Genomic DNA, 13,916 nt, shown 5'->3' on the forward strand with positions numbered 1-13,916 from the left:
ACACGAGGGCAGCATGGCCTACCACCCGAAATCCGAATTCCAGCGCGTGATGTTCGAGCGCGGCTTCGTCGCCGATTGCACGGATTATCAGGCGCTGGACGAAGCGCTCATCTCCGGGGTGGTGCCCGCCTATATCGGCTATGATGCGACCGCGCCCAGCCTGCATGTCGGCCATCTGATGAACATCATGGTGCTGCGCTGGTTGCAGAAGACCGGGCACAAGCCGATCACGCTGATGGGCGGCGGCACGACCAAGGTGGGTGATCCGTCCTTCCGCAGCGAGGAACGGCCCCTGCTGACGCCCGCCGCGATCGACGCCAATATCGAAGGGCTGAAGCGGGTCTTCGCGCGCTATCTGGACTATTCCGATGCGCCGAATGGCGCGATCATGCTGAACAATGCCGAATGGCTGGATCACCTGAACTACCTGGATTTCCTGCGCGATATCGGGCGGCATTTCAGCGTCAACCGGATGCTGTCCTTTGAATCGGTGAAATCGCGGCTGGATCGCGAACAGTCGCTGTCCTTCCTTGAATTCAACTACATGATCCTGCAGGCCTATGATTTCCTGGAAATCAACCGCCGCTATGGTTGCCTGTTGCAGATGGGCGGCTCGGATCAATGGGGCAATATCGTCAACGGCGTCGACCTGACGCGGCGGGTGAGCGACCGCGAAATCTATGGGCTGACGACGCCGCTGCTGACCACGTCGGACGGGCGGAAGATGGGGAAATCGGCCTCGGGCGCGGTCTGGCTGAATGGCGAGATGCTTTCGCCCTACGAGTTCTGGCAATTCTGGCGCAACACGACCGATGCCGATGTCGGCCGGTTCCTGAAGATCTTCACCGAACTGCCGGTCGAGGAATGCGACCGTCTGGGTGCCTTGGGCGGGTCCGAGATCAATGCGGCCAAGGTGCTGCTGGCCAATCTGGCGACGGGCCTGCTGCACGGGGCCGAGGCGGCAGCGGCGGCCGAAGCCACCGCGCGGGAAGTGTTCGAAAAGGGCGGCATCGGCGAGGACCTGCCCACGGTGCGGCTGGCGCCTGCCGAACTGGCCGACGGCATCGGCATCGTGCAGCTTTTCGTGCGCACAGGGCTGGCGGCCAGCGGCAAGGATGCCAAGCGGCTGATCTCGGAAGGCGGAGCGCGGATCAATGACGAGCCGGTGCTGGATGCGGGGCTGCGGATCGGGGCCGGGGAACTGGCCGAGCCGGTGAAGCTGACCGCGGGCAAGAAGCGCCATGCGCTGGTCGTGATCGACTGAGCCGAGACATCTGGCCGGCGTCCGGGGCGCTGCCCCGGGCCCTGGCCTATCCGGGCCAAGATGAACGCTGTACCTTGACGGCGGCGCAGGAAAAAGGGGCCCTAGGGCCCCTTCTCTATGCCGGTCCTGGGCGGTTCCCGCGCTATTCGGCGACGGTGACCTTTTCCATCACATCGGGATTGGCCGGGGGCTCGCCCCGGGTGATGGCATCGACCACATCCATGCCTTTGATCACGCGGCCGACGACGGTGTATTGGCCGTCAAGGAAGCTGCCATCGTCGAACATGATGAAGAACTGGCTGTTGGCCGAGTTCGGGTCTTGCGAGCGCGCCATGCCGACGATGCCGCGCTGGAAGGACAGGTTCGAAAACTCGGCCGGAATGTCGGGCAAGGACGAACCGCCCATGCCGGCATAGGAGGTGTCGCCGCCCTTCTTGCCATATTCAACATCGCCGGTCTGGGCCATGAAACCGTCGATCACGCGGTGGAAGATCACCCCGTCATAGGCGCCTTCCTTGGCCAGGGCAGTGATCTGGGCGACATGCTTGGGCGCGACATCGGGCAGAAGGTCGATCACGACCTCGCCCTTGGCGGCGCCGTCGACCGTGATCACCAGGTTCGGGCCGGGCGTGTCGGGCGCGTCCTGGGCCAGAGCGGGCCCGGCAAGGAGCGCCGCGACCGCGGCGAAGACAAGCTTACGCGACATCGGCGGCCACCCGGACAGTGATCATGCGGTCGGGCGTGGCCGGCGGCTCGCCCCGGGTGATCTTGTCGACGAACTGCATCCCCGAGATGACCTGGCCATAGACGGTGTATTGGCCGTTGAGGAAGTTGTTGTCGGTGAAGTTGATGAAGAACTGGCTGTTGGCCGAGTTCGGGTTCTGCGAGCGCGCGGCGCCCAGCGAACCGCGGGCATGCGGGATCTTGGAGAATTCGGCCGGCAGGTCCGGCAGGTCCGACCCGCCCGTCCCGGCGCGGCGGATGTTGAAGTTCTTTTCCATGTTGCCGTTCTCGACATCGCCGGTCTGGGCCATGAAGCCGTCGATCACGCGGTGGAAGGCGACATTGTCATAGGCCTTGGCGCGGGCCAGCTCCTTCATGCGCTCGACATGTTTCGGCGCAACGCTCGGCAAAAGCTCGATCACCACTTCGCCGTCCTTCAGCGTCATGATGATGGTGTTTTCCGGGTCCTTGATCTCGGCCATCGGGATACCTTTCGGGGGCTTTGGGTTCGGGTCGGGCGCGAAGGTAGCGACGACACGCCGCAAGGAAAAGGGCAAAAGCCCGTGATCTGTTGACGGCTAGGCCAGAACCGCCGAAACAGGGGCGCAAGGGACAAAGGAGTGGCGCATGGGCTGGAACACGTTGGACGATTTGGATCTGGCCGGAAAGACGGTACTGTGCCGGGTGGACATCAACGTGCCGATGGAAGCCGGTCGGGTGACCGACATGACGCGCATCGACAAGATCGTGCCGACGGTCCTGGATATTCTGGCCAAGGGTGGCAAGCCCGTGCTTCTGGCGCATTTCGACCGGCCGAAGGGCAAGGTGGTGCCAGAGATGAGCCTGCGCCAGCTTGTCGGGCCGCTGTCGCAGGCGCTGGGGCGGAAGGTGGTGTTCGGGCCGGATTCGGTTGGTGCCCCCGCCGCCGAGGCAATTTCCCAGGCGGCTGCCGGCGATGTGGTGCTGCTGGAGAACACCCGCTTCCACCCCGGCGAAGAGAAGAACGACGCCGCCTTGGCTGCCGAGATGGCCAAGCTGGGCGATGTCTATGTGAATGACGCCTTCTCTGCCGCGCATCGCGCCCATGCCTCGACCGAAGGCGTGGCCAAGCTTTTGCCCAAGGCGGCGGGGCGGCTGATGGCGGCGGAGCTCAAGGCGCTGGACGCGGCGCTGGGCAACCCGAAACGGCCGGTGATGGCGGTGGTGGGCGGGGCCAAGGTCTCGACCAAGCTGGAGCTTTTGTCGAACCTGGTGACCAAGGTCGACAATCTGGTGATCGGCGGCGGCATGGCGAATACTTTCCTGGTGGCGCAGGGGATCGAGGTCGGCAAATCGCTGGCCGAGCGCGACATGGCCGCGACGGCCAGCGCGATCCTTGAGAAAGCCAAGGAAGTCGGCTGCCGCATCCTTCTGCCGGTCGATGTGGTCGTGGCGCGCGAGTTCAAGGCGGGCGCGGCCAGCGAGATCGTGGTGGCCAGCGCTTGCCCGGCAGATGCGATGATCCTGGATGCCGGGCCGGAATCGGTGGCGCGCATCCGGGCGGTGATGGGCCAATGCGCGACGCTGATCTGGAACGGCCCGCTGGGGGCCTTTGAGATCGAGCCTTTCGATCAGGGCACCAATGCCGCTGCCGAGGAAGCGGCGCGGTTGACGGCGGCGGGGCAGCTGGTCTCGGTCGCGGGTGGCGGGGACACGGTGGCGGCCTTGAACAAGGCGGGCGCCGCGGACCAGTTCACCTTCATCTCGACGGCGGGCGGCGCGTTTCTGGAATGGATGGAAGGCAAGGAATTGCCGGGCGTTGCGGCGCTGATGCGCTGATCGGCGGTGCGCCAAAGCGAATAAGCCGCCGCGTTAGCGTTACCTTCATTGCCCCGTGGCGGGGGCGGCGCTATGCCGGGGAAAATCTTCACCGAGGGAATGGATGATGAGCAAGGCTGAGATGACCGCACAGATCCGCAACGGCAAGGGTTTCATCGCCGCCCTTGACCAGTCGGGCGGGTCGACCCCCAAGGCGCTGAAGCAATATGGCATTGCCGAGGGCGCCTGGGCCGATGAGGCGGGCATGTTCGACCTCATCCACGCCATGCGCAGCCGGATCATCAAGTCGCCGGGCTTCTCGGGCGACAAGGTGGTGGGCGCGATCCTGTTCGAACAGACCATGGACCGCACGGTGGATGGCATCCCGACGGCGACCTATCTGTGGGAGAAGCGCCATGTCGTGCCCTTCCTGAAGATCGACAAGGGGCTGGAGGCCGAGGTCGATGGCTGCCAGCTGATGAAGCCGATGCCGGGCCTTGATGCGCTGCTGGACCGCGCGGCGAACGCGGGGATCTTCGGCACCAAGGAACGTTCGGTGATCTCGGCCGCCAATGCCAAGGGCATTCAGGCGGTGGTCGACCAGCAATTCGCCGTGGGCGCACAGGTGATTGCGCATGGCCTGATGCCGATCCTTGAGCCGGAAGTGACGATCTCGATCGCAGACAAGGCCGAAGCCGAGGATCTGTTGCAGAAGGCGCTGCTCAAGGGTCTGGACGCGCTGCCCGCAGGCCAGCAGGTCATGCTGAAACTGTCTCTGCCGACGGTGGACAATTTCTATGCGCCCCTGGTCGACCATCCGAAAGTGTTGAAGGTCGTGGCCCTGTCGGGCGGCCATTCGCGCGAGGCGGCAAATGCCATTCTCGCCCGCAACCGCGGCATCATCGCATCTTTCAGCCGCGCCTTGAGCGAGGGGTTGAGCGCGCAGCAGACCGATGCCGAGTTCGACGCGATGCTGAAAGGCGCGGTCGACAGCATCCACGCGGCGTCCATCGCGGGCTGATCACGCGAAAATCAAGGGAATCCCGCTGTTTGGGGGATTCCCTTGGACCAGGTTATATGCAATGATTCCACCATGCCCCCGCAAAGAGGGGCATCAGAGGCGGCAGGCATATGACAAACGCGGCAGCGCGGAACAATCTGGGCGGATTGATCTATTTCGCCCTGGCTTTCACTCTAGGCCTCTATTTCACCTTTGCCGCCGTGCAAGGCGATTATGGTGTTTTCCGCCGGGTCGAGATCACCGCCGAGGCGGAAGATCTGACCGCCGAGCGCGACCGGCTGGCGGCAGAACTGGCCACAATTCAGAACCTGACCCATCGCCTGTCGGACGCCTATCTGGACCTGGACCTGCTGGACCAGCAGGCGCGCGACGTCTTGGGCTATATGCGCGGCGACGAGATCGCCATCCGGTAAGGCGGCGGGGAAAGCCCTGCCCTAGTCAAGACTGCGGTAATTGGCGTTGAGGCTCTGGAAGGTCTGGGCATGGCGGTCCTCGGCCTCGGCTCGGCGCAGGAAGCCCACCCGTTCGACCAGAATTTCCTCCGGTACCGGATCGGCGGTCAGCATCGCCATGACCTCGTCGATGAAATCGCCAAGCGGCATGGCATGCGGGCTGGTGGCATGGCCCGGCATCAGGTCGGTCTGCACGGCGGGCGGTGCAAGTTCATGCACGCTGATCCCTGTGTCGCGCAACTGCCAGCGCAGGGCCTGGGTCCAGGAATGGATCGCGGCCTTGGTGGCGGAATAGGTCGGGGTCGCGGCCAGAGGCACGAAGGCCAGACCGGAAGAAACGGTGACGATAGCGGCTTTCGGCTGGGCCAGAAGCAGCGGCATCAGGGCATGGGTCAGGCGGATCGGACCCAGCAGGTTCGTGGTGATGGTCTCTTCCGAAATGCTCAAGCCGGTGGCATCCGCCCCCAAACGTTCGGGTTTCATGATGCCTGCATTGTGCAGCACCATGGAGAGGTCCGGGTGATCCTTGGCCAAGGTTACGGCCAGTGCGGCAATGGCGGCGGGATCGCTGATGTCATTCTGCAGCCCGATCATGCCGGGATGGGCCTTGGTCGCGGCGTCGAGAAGCGCCTTGCGGCGGCCGGTGATGATCACGCCATGGCCAAGCGCGTGCAGGCGGCTGGCCAGGGCGAGACCGATGCCCGATGTGGCGCCGGTGATGAGAATTTTCTTGTTCGGGGTCATGTCGGTCTCCGCTGATTGTGACCTGAAAGAATTGTGAGATGCGGTTTGCCGCAGCTTGGCAGAAGATAGGGGATAGGTTACCGTTCGAAAGAAGGCACCGAAAAGTTCTGTACTTACCAAAAGGAAAGTGTGATGCCCCCTGCCCCTTCGGCCGATCCTCTTGCCCCGGCGCTGCGCGAGGTCGATCCGGCAGTGAATGCGCTGGTGATGGAGTTGATCGGGCGGGTCGCCGACAAATGGACCATGGCGGTGCTGGAAGTGCTGGCCGAAGCCGGGACGCTGCGCTTTTCGCGGCTGGCCGATCAGGTGCCGGGGATCAGCCAGAAGATGCTGACCCAGACGCTGCGGCTGATGGAACGCGACGGGTTGCTGACCCGGACCGTGCATCCCGTGGTGCCGCCACGGGTCGAGTATCGGCTGACGGATCTGGGACTGACGCTGGGTACGGCCTTTTGCGGGGTCTGGACCTGGGCCGAAGAGAATCTGGCGACCATCAATGCCGCGCGCGCGGCCTTTGACGCGCGCTGACCTGGCGCTGCGGCGCGGCGCAATCTGATCCGGTTCCCCTGCCCCCACACGGATGCGTGAGGCCCATTCCGCCGCTGCATGGCTGTCGGCCAAGTTGTGACTCGCCTTTTTTCTCCGATACTGTAAGGATGGTTTAAGGTTGAACCATTCTTGGTCCCGATATAGCTCAGGGAGGAGCACATGGCGAAGAAGCCAGAGCCGAGACCCAATGTCTCGAAGGACGAACTTCTTCAGTATTATCGCGACATGCTGCTGATCCGCCGCTTCGAGGAAAAGGCGGGCCAGCTTTACGGCATGGGCCTGATCGGCGGCTTCTGCCACCTGTATATCGGGCAGGAAGCGGTGGTCGTCGGGCTGGAAGCCGCCGCGAAAGAGGGTGACAAGCGGATCACCTCTTATCGCGACCATGGCCATATGCTGGCCTGCGGCATGGATGCCAAGGGCGTGATGGCCGAATTGACCGGGCGCATCGGGGGCTATTCCAAGGGCAAGGGCGGCTCGATGCACATGTTCTCGAAAGAGAAACATTTCTATGGCGGGCACGGCATTGTCGGTGCGCAGGTGCCGCTGGGCGCGGGGCTGGCCTTTGCCGACAAATATCTGGGCAATGACAATGTGACCTTCGTCTATTTCGGCGATGGTGCGGCCAATCAGGGCCAGGTCTACGAGACCTACAACATGGCGGAGCTTTGGGACCTGCCGGCGATCTTCGTGATCGAGAACAACCAGTATGCAATGGGCACGAGCGTGAAGCGCTCGACCAAGTCGAAGACACTGTTCGAACGGGGCGTGGCCTATGGCATTCCGGGCGAGCAGGTCGACGGCATGGATGTGCTGGCGGTAAAGGCGGCGGCGGAAAAGGCCGTGGCGCACTGCCGGGCCGGCAAGGGCCCTTACATCCTTGAAATGATGACCTACCGCTATCGCGGCCATTCCATGTCGGACCCGGCGAAATACCGGACCCGCGAGGAGGTGGAGAAGATCAAGTCCGAGAAAGATTGCATCGAACAGGTGCGCGATCTGCTGCTGCAGGGCGGTCATGCCTCGGAAGAGGATCTGAAAGGCATCGACAAGGAGATCAAGGCGCTGGTGAACGAAGCCGCCGAGTTCTCGAAAGAAAGCCCCGAGCCGCCGGTGGACGAGCTCTGGACCGATATTTACGCCTGAGGGAGGGGAATCATGGCGGTACAAGTATTGATGCCCGCGCTGTCTCCGACCATGGAGGAAGGCACGCTGGCGAAATGGCTGGTGAAAGAGGGCGATGTGGTCAAGTCGGGCCAGATCATCGCCGAGATCGAGACCGACAAGGCGACGATGGAGTTCGAGGCCGTCGATGAAGGCACGGTCGGCAAACTGCTGGTGGCCGAAGGCACGGCGGGCGTGAAGGTGAACACGCCGATCGCAGTGCTGGTGGAAGAGGGCGAAAGCGTCTCGGACGCGGCCCCTGCCCCGGCTGCGGCCGCCCCCGCGCCCGCCGCCAAGGCGGAAGCGGCGGCTCCGGTCGCGGCGGCGGCTGTGGCCCCTGCCCCTGTCAAGGCAGCGCAGGGCTGGCCGCATAGCGACCTGCCCGAAGGTGTCTCCACCAAGACCATGACGGTGCGCGAAGCCCTGCGCGAAGCCATGGCCGAAGAGATGCGCGCCGATCCGACTGTCTTCCTGATGGGCGAGGAAGTGGGCGAATATCAGGGTGCCTACAAGATCAGCCAGGGTCTGCTGGACGAGTTCGGCGCCAAGCGCGTGGTCGACACACCGATCACCGAGATGGGCTTTGCCGGCATCGCCACCGGCGCCAGCTGGGCCGGGCTGAAGCCGATCGTCGAGTTCATGACCTTCAACTTCGCCATGCAGGCGATTGACCATATCCTGAACTCGGCGGCGAAGACGCTGTATATGTCGGGCGGCCAGATGGGCAGTCCGATGGTGTTCCGCGGCCCGAACGGCGCAGCGGCGCGGGTGGGTGCCCAGCACAGCCAGGACTATGCCGCCTGGTACGCGGCGATCCCGGGGCTGAAAGTCTGCATGCCTTACTCGGCGGCGGACGCGAAGGGCCTGTTGAAATCGGCGATCCGCGATCCGAACCCGGTGGTCTTCCTGGAAAACGAGATCCTTTATGGCCGCTCGTTCGAGGTGCCGGCCGTCGAGGATTTCACCATCCCCTTCGGCAAGGCCTCGATCCTGCGGGCGGGCACCGATGTGACGCTGGTCTCCTTCGGAATCGGCTGTTCGCACGCCCTGGCCGCCGCTGAGGAGCTGGCGAAGGAAGGCATCAGCGCCGAAGTGGTGAACCTGCGCACGCTGCGCCCGATCGACTATGACACGGTGCTGACTTCGGTGCAGAAGACCAACCGCTGCGTCACGGTGGAAGAAGGCTTCCCGGTCGGGTCGATCGGCGACCATCTGGCCAGCACGATCATGCAGCGCGCCTTCGATTACCTGGATGCGCCCGTCATCACTTGCACCGGCAAGGACGTGCCGATGCCCTATGCGGCGAACCTTGAAAAGCTCGCTTTGATCACGGTGCCCGAGATCGTGGGCGCGGTGAAATCCGTCTGCTACCGCTGAGGGAGGGGAACATGGCAACGCAGATCCTGATGCCCGCGCTGTCTCCGACCATGGAGGAAGGCACGCTGGCGAAATGGCTGGTGAAAGAGGGCGATGTGGTCAAGTCGGGCCAGATCATCGCCGAGATCGAGACCGACAAGGCGACGATGGAGTTCGAGGCCGTCGATGAAGGCACGGTCGGCAAGATCCTGATCGCCGAGGGCAGCGCCGGGGTGAAGGTCAACACGCCCATCGCAGTTCTGCTGGAGGAAGGCGAGGATGCCTCGGCCGCTGCGGCCCCGGCAGCGGCGCCCAAGGCCGAGGCCGCGAAACCCGAAGCTGCGAAGGCTGACCCCCCTGCGATGACAGCGCCTGCCGCGGCCCCTGCCCCTGCCCCGGCGGCGGTCGCGGGCGGCGCGCGGGTCTTTGCCTCGCCGCTGGCGCGGCGGATCGCCAAGGAAAAGGGTCTGGACCTGGGCGCCGTGAAGGGCTCGGGTCCGCATGGCCGCATCGTCCGGGCGGATGTCGAAGGCGCACAGCCCGCGGCGGCGAAACCGGCGGCGGCGCCAGCGCAGGCAGCAGCGCCCGCTGCGGCTCCGGCCAAAGCGGCGGTCGCTTCGGGCATGTCGGCCGAGACGGTGATCAAGATGTATGCCGGGCGCGAGTATGTGGAAGTGCCGCTGGACGGCATGCGCCGCACGATTGCCGCGCGGCTGACCGAGGCCAAGCAGACCATCCCGCATTTCTACCTGCGCCGCGAGGTGCGTCTGGATGCGCTGATGGCCTTCCGCGAACAGCTGAACAAGGGGCTGGAAAGCCGCGGCGTGAAGCTGTCGGTCAATGACTTTGTCATCAAGGCCTGCGCGCTGGCCCTGCAGGCGGTGCCGGATGCCAATGCCGTCTGGGCGGGCGACCGCGTGCTGAAGCTGAAGCCTTCCGATGTTGCGGTGGCCGTGGCGGTCGATGGCGGGCTGTTCACGCCGGTGCTGAAAGACGCCGAGAAGAAGACGCTCTCGGCGCTCTCGGCGGAAATGAAGGACCTGGCGACGCGCGCGAAGACCAAGAAGCTCGCCCCGCATGAATATCAGGGCGGAAGCTTCGCGATCTCGAACCTGGGCATGTTCGGGATCGAGAATTTCGATGCCGTGATCAATCCGCCGCATGGCGGGATCCTGGCGGTCGGAGCGGGGCTGAAGAAGCCGGTCGTGCTGGCGGATGGATCGGTCGGCGTGGCGACGGTGATGTCGATGACGCTGTCGGTCGACCACCGCGTGATCGACGGGGCCCTGGGCGCGCAGCTGATGAAGGTGATCGTCGAGGCGCTGGAGAACCCGATTTCCATGCTGGCCTGATCGCGGGCGGGAAGTCCGGGGGCGCTGCCCCCGGCCCGCCGGAGGATTTGGTCCAAGCCAAGGTCAGGGGCGCTGCGAGAGCAGGTCCAAGAGGCGGAAGGCGCGGCGCAGGATGGTCGCGGCGGTGCCGATGAGAATGATCCAGAGCGCCGCGGTCATCAGGGTCGCGGCGCTTTGCTGTATCGGGAGCAGCGCGGCCAGCAGACAAGCAAGCGTCAGGGCCGCCATACGGTGCTGCTTTGCCATGGGGCCGGAGAAATCGGCAGCAAAGCCCTCGGCGCGGCCAAGCTCGCGCAGATAGGCCGTACCAAGCGCCAGTGCGCCGCAGCCCAGCCCCAAAGCGGGATTGTGCGCCGCGAGGCCCGCGCCCCAGAAGAACAGAAGATCCGCCGCTCGGTCTGGCGCCTCGTTCCAAAACGGCCCCGTGGCAGATTGCTTGCCGCCCTCTATTGCGACCATCCCGTCCAGGAGATTGCAGAGAAGGCGCAGCTGGATCGTTGCGGCGGCCAGGATCAGGCCCAGGCTGGTCACGACCGGCCCGCCGCTTCCGGCGGCCCAGAACAGCAGGCAACCAAGCATCGCGAAACCGATTGAGGCGGCGGAAATCTGGTTTGGGGTGACGTCGCTGTCCGCCAGCTTCTGCGCGAGGCTGCGCGCCCATTTCGTATCACGCGAGGAAAGCGGGCGGCGCGAGGCGGGACCGGTCATGTCGCGGACCAGAAATAGCGGGTAAGATGGAAGAAGATCGGGGCGGCGAAGATGACACTGTCCAGCCGGTCAAGGAACCCGCCATGCCCGGCGATCAGATGGCCCCAGTCCTTGACGCCCTTGTCACGTTTTATCGCCGACATGACCAGCCCGCCGAAAAAGCCCATCAGGCAGATGACCAGCGCCATGCCCGCCGCCTGCCAGGGCGTGAAGGGCGTGATCCAATACAGCGCGGTTCCCGCGCCGACGGCGGTGGCAACGCCTCCCAGAAACCCCTCCCAGGTTTTCGACGGCGACACCTGCGGGGCGATCTTGTGCCGTCCGAGGAGCTTGCCCCAGACATATTGCATCACGTCCGAGAATTGCACGGTGAAGATCAACCAGGCGATCAGAATGACGCTGCGCCCCTCATAGCCCGGGATATGCAGGGTCAGAAGCGCAGGCACGTGGCTGGCGCAATAGACGCAGATCATCAAGGCCCATTGAGTTTCCGCGACCCGGGTCAGGAAATCCTGCGTACCGCCCCGGAGGGCCGAGACGACGGGCAGCAGAAGAAAAGCGTAGACCGGCACGAAGATGGAATAGAACCCGTACCAGTCGACGCCGATCAGCCAGTATTGCACCGGCAGGATGAGAAAGAAGCTCGCCGCCAGCGCCCAATGGTCGGCAGGGGCTTTCTCGGTAAGGGTCAGGAACTCCCGCAGTCCCGCGAAGGACAGGATGGCGAAAAGCAGAACGACCCCCGTGCGCCCGGCCAGGAAGGCGATGGCAAGCAGGATCACCATGGCCCACCAGGCGGCTATCCGGGCATTCAGGTTCTCGATCACCGGGTTGGCGCCATCGGGCGAAAGCTGCGCCCGGAGCACTTCGCCAATCAATGTGGCGAGAATCAGGATCGCGCCAACGGCGGCCAGAAGCCAGATCAGATCGGGAGGTGAGGTCATGCCTTCGGCCTTTCGGCAAGGGCAAGAAGGGCGGTGGACGCCCGGCCGAGAAAGGCCTCTTTCGCCTCGCCCGGGTGAATATGCAGCGGTGCGCCGAAGGTCAGCGTGCAGATCAGCGGCACCGGGATCACCTCACCCTTTGGCATGACGCGGTTGAGGTTTGAAATCCAGACGGGGACAAGATCAACCTCGGGGCGTTGCGTCGCCAGATGATAAAGGCCGGACTTGAAAGGCAGAAGCAACTCGTCAGAGGAATTGCGCTTGCCTTCGGGGAAAATGATCAGCGACGACCCCTCGTCCAGCGCCGTGGCCATCTGTGCCACCGGGTCCGCGACACGCTCCTCCGGGCGACGGTCGATCAGCACGGCGTTGAACACATCGCGCCCGATGAAGGCCCGCAGCGGCGAGGTCAGCCAGTAGTCCAGAGCCGCGACGGGCCGGGTCCGCGCTCGCAAGGCACGCGGCAGAACCGTCCAGATCAGGACGAAGTCGCCGTTGGAGGTGTGGTTGCCGAAATAGACGCGCTGACGCGGCACCGGCTCGATCCCAGCCCAGATCGCCCGGGGCGCCGTGACGATCCTGGCAAACAGCGAGATCGCCTTGCCGACGAAGAACGCGACCGTGGCGCGGACCGGGCGGGTGATCGTGGCGGGAAGGCCGGCGGTCATGCCTGCCCTGTCACTTTGCCTGCAAAAGCTGATCCATTGTCAGCGCTGGCTGGGCGCAGCCCGCCTTGCCGACGACGCGCGCCGGAACACCCGCGACCGTGGTGTTGCGCGGCACATCTTCAAGCACAACCGACCCCGCCGCAATGCGCGAGCAATGACCGACGCGGATATTGCCCAGCACCTTTGCCCCCGCCCCGATCAGCACACCGTCTTCGATCTTCGGATGACGGTCGCCGTCTTCCTTGCCAGTTCCGCCCAGCGTGACCGAATGCAGCATCGAGACATTGTCGCCAACCACCGCCGTTTCGCCGATCACGATGGAATGAGCATGGTCGATCATGATACCGCGGCCGATGCGGGCATTGGGGTGAATGTCCACGCCAAAGGCCTCCGACACCCGCATCTGTACGAAATAGGCAAGGTCCTTGCGCCCCTTCACCCAGAGCCAGTGCCCAATCCGATAGGCCTGGATCGCCTGATAGCCCTTGAAGAACAGCACGGGCTGAAGGAAGCGATGGCACGCCGGATCACGCTCATAGACCGCCATCAAGTCGGCACGCGCGGCGGCGCCGATGTCGGGATCGTCGCTATAGGCCGCGTCGGCAATCTCGCGCAGGATCTGCTCGCTCATCTCGCCACTCGCCAGTTTCAGCGAGAAGCGATAGGCAAGCGCGCGCTCGAAGGTGGCATGGTGCAGAAGGCCGGAATGGATCAGCGCTCCCAGGAGCGGCTCGGATCGAACGGCTTCCTGCGCCTCGTCACAGATGCGTGTCCAGACCGGATCGACTGTGGTGACGCGCTGTCTTGTCTCTGCCATGATCTTCTCCTGCAGCCGACCCGAATGGAACGTACGAGTCGCGTTCGGTCATCCGGGAAGAAATCTGACTGCGGACAATATGTTTCAAGAGCGCGTCGGCGGCAATCTGCAAAGCGCGCAGGAATTCCGGCGTATCGGCATAGGTTTCGGGCGGCAGGGGTTGGGCCAGAACGCGCGCGATCAGGCTGCCGTCGCCATGACGTGGATGCGGGCGGCCGGTTTGCGCCATCCGAAGCGCAGCCGCCTCGGTCTCGGCCAGCACACGCAGCGCGGCGCAAGGTCGCGTCTGCTCGGGGCAAAGCATGAGATGCCGCGCCAAGGCCGTGAGTTCATGCGGCAGCGGTCTGATGTACATGT

The 13,916-nt window shown here is 64.4% G+C and carries 16 protein-coding genes; 8 read left to right on the forward strand and 8 right to left on the reverse strand.

Annotation, left to right across the window (positions count from 1 at the left end):
- Nucleotides 1–13: 13 nt before the first annotated feature.
- Nucleotides 14–1,264 carry a tyrosine--tRNA ligase gene (gene tyrS / locus ACED67_RS03805; protein WP_395540200.1) on the forward strand — a complete coding sequence of 417 codons (1,251 nt, stop codon included), beginning with the start codon at nucleotides 14–16 and terminating at the stop codon, nucleotides 1,262–1,264.
- A 142-nt stretch (nucleotides 1,265–1,406) separates the two neighbouring features.
- Here the strand turns inward: tyrS and ACED67_RS03810 are convergent, their stop codons facing one another.
- Complete coding sequence (locus ACED67_RS03810) at nucleotides 1,407–1,970, reverse strand: peptidylprolyl isomerase (protein ID WP_395540201.1); 564 nt, start codon at nucleotides 1,968–1,970, stop codon at nucleotides 1,407–1,409.
- Nucleotides 1,960–2,469, reverse strand: coding sequence for a peptidylprolyl isomerase (locus ACED67_RS03815; protein ID WP_395540202.1), 510 nt, complete (start codon nucleotides 2,467–2,469; stop codon nucleotides 1,960–1,962). Before ACED67_RS03815 ends, ACED67_RS03810 begins: the two co-directional genes overlap by 11 nt.
- Nucleotides 2,470–2,614: 145 nt before the next feature.
- Here ACED67_RS03815 and ACED67_RS03820 point away from each other — a divergent pair, with 145 nt between their 5' ends.
- The 3 genes from ACED67_RS03820 (at nucleotide 2,615) to ACED67_RS03830 (ending at nucleotide 5,218) form a co-directional block, all read left to right on the forward strand.
- Nucleotides 2,615–3,805: a phosphoglycerate kinase gene (locus tag ACED67_RS03820; RefSeq protein ID WP_395540203.1), complete on the forward strand. Its 1,191-nt coding sequence runs from the start codon at nucleotides 2,615–2,617 to the stop codon at nucleotides 3,803–3,805.
- A 106-nt stretch (nucleotides 3,806–3,911) separates the two neighbouring features.
- Nucleotides 3,912–4,805 carry a fructose bisphosphate aldolase gene (locus ACED67_RS03825; RefSeq protein WP_395540204.1) on the forward strand — a complete coding sequence of 298 codons (894 nt, stop codon included), beginning with the start codon at nucleotides 3,912–3,914 and terminating at the stop codon, nucleotides 4,803–4,805.
- 110 nt (nucleotides 4,806–4,915) lie between these two features.
- Nucleotides 4,916–5,218 carry an FtsB family cell division protein gene (locus ACED67_RS03830; RefSeq protein ID WP_395540205.1) on the forward strand — a complete coding sequence of 101 codons (303 nt, stop codon included), beginning with the start codon at nucleotides 4,916–4,918 and terminating at the stop codon, nucleotides 5,216–5,218.
- Between the two features lie 21 nt (nucleotides 5,219–5,239).
- Here ACED67_RS03830 and ACED67_RS03835 read toward each other — a convergent pair whose 3' ends face one another.
- A complete protein-coding gene (locus tag ACED67_RS03835; protein WP_395540206.1) occupies nucleotides 5,240–6,001 on the reverse strand; it encodes an SDR family oxidoreductase in 762 nt (253 codons plus the stop codon).
- Between the two features lie 132 nt (nucleotides 6,002–6,133).
- On the opposite strand from ACED67_RS03835, the gene ACED67_RS03840 reads away from it, so the two are divergent.
- From ACED67_RS03840 to ACED67_RS03855, 4 genes are all read left to right on the forward strand, one after another.
- Nucleotides 6,134–6,529 (forward strand): winged helix-turn-helix transcriptional regulator, encoded by a 396-nt coding sequence (locus tag ACED67_RS03840; protein ID WP_395540207.1) that lies wholly within the window; start codon nucleotides 6,134–6,136, stop codon nucleotides 6,527–6,529.
- A 180-nt stretch (nucleotides 6,530–6,709) separates the two neighbouring features.
- Complete coding sequence (gene pdhA / locus ACED67_RS03845; RefSeq protein WP_395540208.1) at nucleotides 6,710–7,696, forward strand: pyruvate dehydrogenase (acetyl-transferring) E1 component subunit alpha; 987 nt, start codon at nucleotides 6,710–6,712, stop codon at nucleotides 7,694–7,696.
- Nucleotides 7,697–7,708: 12 nt separating this feature from the next.
- Nucleotides 7,709–9,091, forward strand: coding sequence for a pyruvate dehydrogenase complex E1 component subunit beta (locus ACED67_RS03850; RefSeq protein ID WP_395540209.1), 1,383 nt, complete (start codon nucleotides 7,709–7,711; stop codon nucleotides 9,089–9,091).
- Between the two features lie 11 nt (nucleotides 9,092–9,102).
- Nucleotides 9,103–10,422: a pyruvate dehydrogenase complex dihydrolipoamide acetyltransferase gene (locus ACED67_RS03855; RefSeq protein ID WP_395540210.1), complete on the forward strand. Its 1,320-nt coding sequence runs from the start codon at nucleotides 9,103–9,105 to the stop codon at nucleotides 10,420–10,422.
- Nucleotides 10,423–10,485: 63 nt separating this feature from the next.
- Here the strand turns inward: ACED67_RS03855 and ACED67_RS03860 are convergent, their stop codons facing one another.
- Genes ACED67_RS03860 through ACED67_RS03880 form a run of 5 tightly spaced genes read right to left on the reverse strand, consistent with a single transcriptional unit; the run spans nucleotide 10,486 to nucleotide 13,914 of the window.
- Nucleotides 10,486–11,130, reverse strand: coding sequence for a CDP-alcohol phosphatidyltransferase family protein (locus tag ACED67_RS03860; protein ID WP_395540211.1), 645 nt, complete (start codon nucleotides 11,128–11,130; stop codon nucleotides 10,486–10,488).
- Nucleotides 11,127–12,074 (reverse strand): phosphatidate cytidylyltransferase, encoded by a 948-nt coding sequence (locus ACED67_RS03865; RefSeq protein ID WP_395540212.1) that lies wholly within the window; start codon nucleotides 12,072–12,074, stop codon nucleotides 11,127–11,129. Before ACED67_RS03865 ends, ACED67_RS03860 begins: the two co-directional genes overlap by 4 nt.
- The gene (locus ACED67_RS03870; RefSeq protein ID WP_395540213.1) at nucleotides 12,071–12,742 is read right to left on the reverse strand and encodes a lysophospholipid acyltransferase family protein; all 672 of its coding nucleotides are present in this window, start codon (nucleotides 12,740–12,742) and stop codon (nucleotides 12,071–12,073) included. Before ACED67_RS03870 ends, ACED67_RS03865 begins: the two co-directional genes overlap by 4 nt.
- Nucleotides 12,743–12,752: 10 nt before the next feature.
- Nucleotides 12,753–13,559 carry a serine O-acetyltransferase gene (cysE, locus tag ACED67_RS03875; RefSeq protein WP_395540214.1) on the reverse strand — a complete coding sequence of 269 codons (807 nt, stop codon included), beginning with the start codon at nucleotides 13,557–13,559 and terminating at the stop codon, nucleotides 12,753–12,755.
- The gene (locus ACED67_RS03880) at nucleotides 13,501–13,914 is read right to left on the reverse strand and encodes a DUF7742 family protein (RefSeq protein ID WP_395540215.1); all 414 of its coding nucleotides are present in this window, start codon (nucleotides 13,912–13,914) and stop codon (nucleotides 13,501–13,503) included. Before ACED67_RS03880 ends, cysE begins: the two co-directional genes overlap by 59 nt.
- Between the last annotated feature and the right edge of the window lie 2 nt (nucleotides 13,915–13,916).

This window comes from Neotabrizicola paludis, from assembly GCF_044142105.1.
GTDB lineage: Bacteria > Pseudomonadota > Alphaproteobacteria > Rhodobacterales > Rhodobacteraceae > Pseudogemmobacter.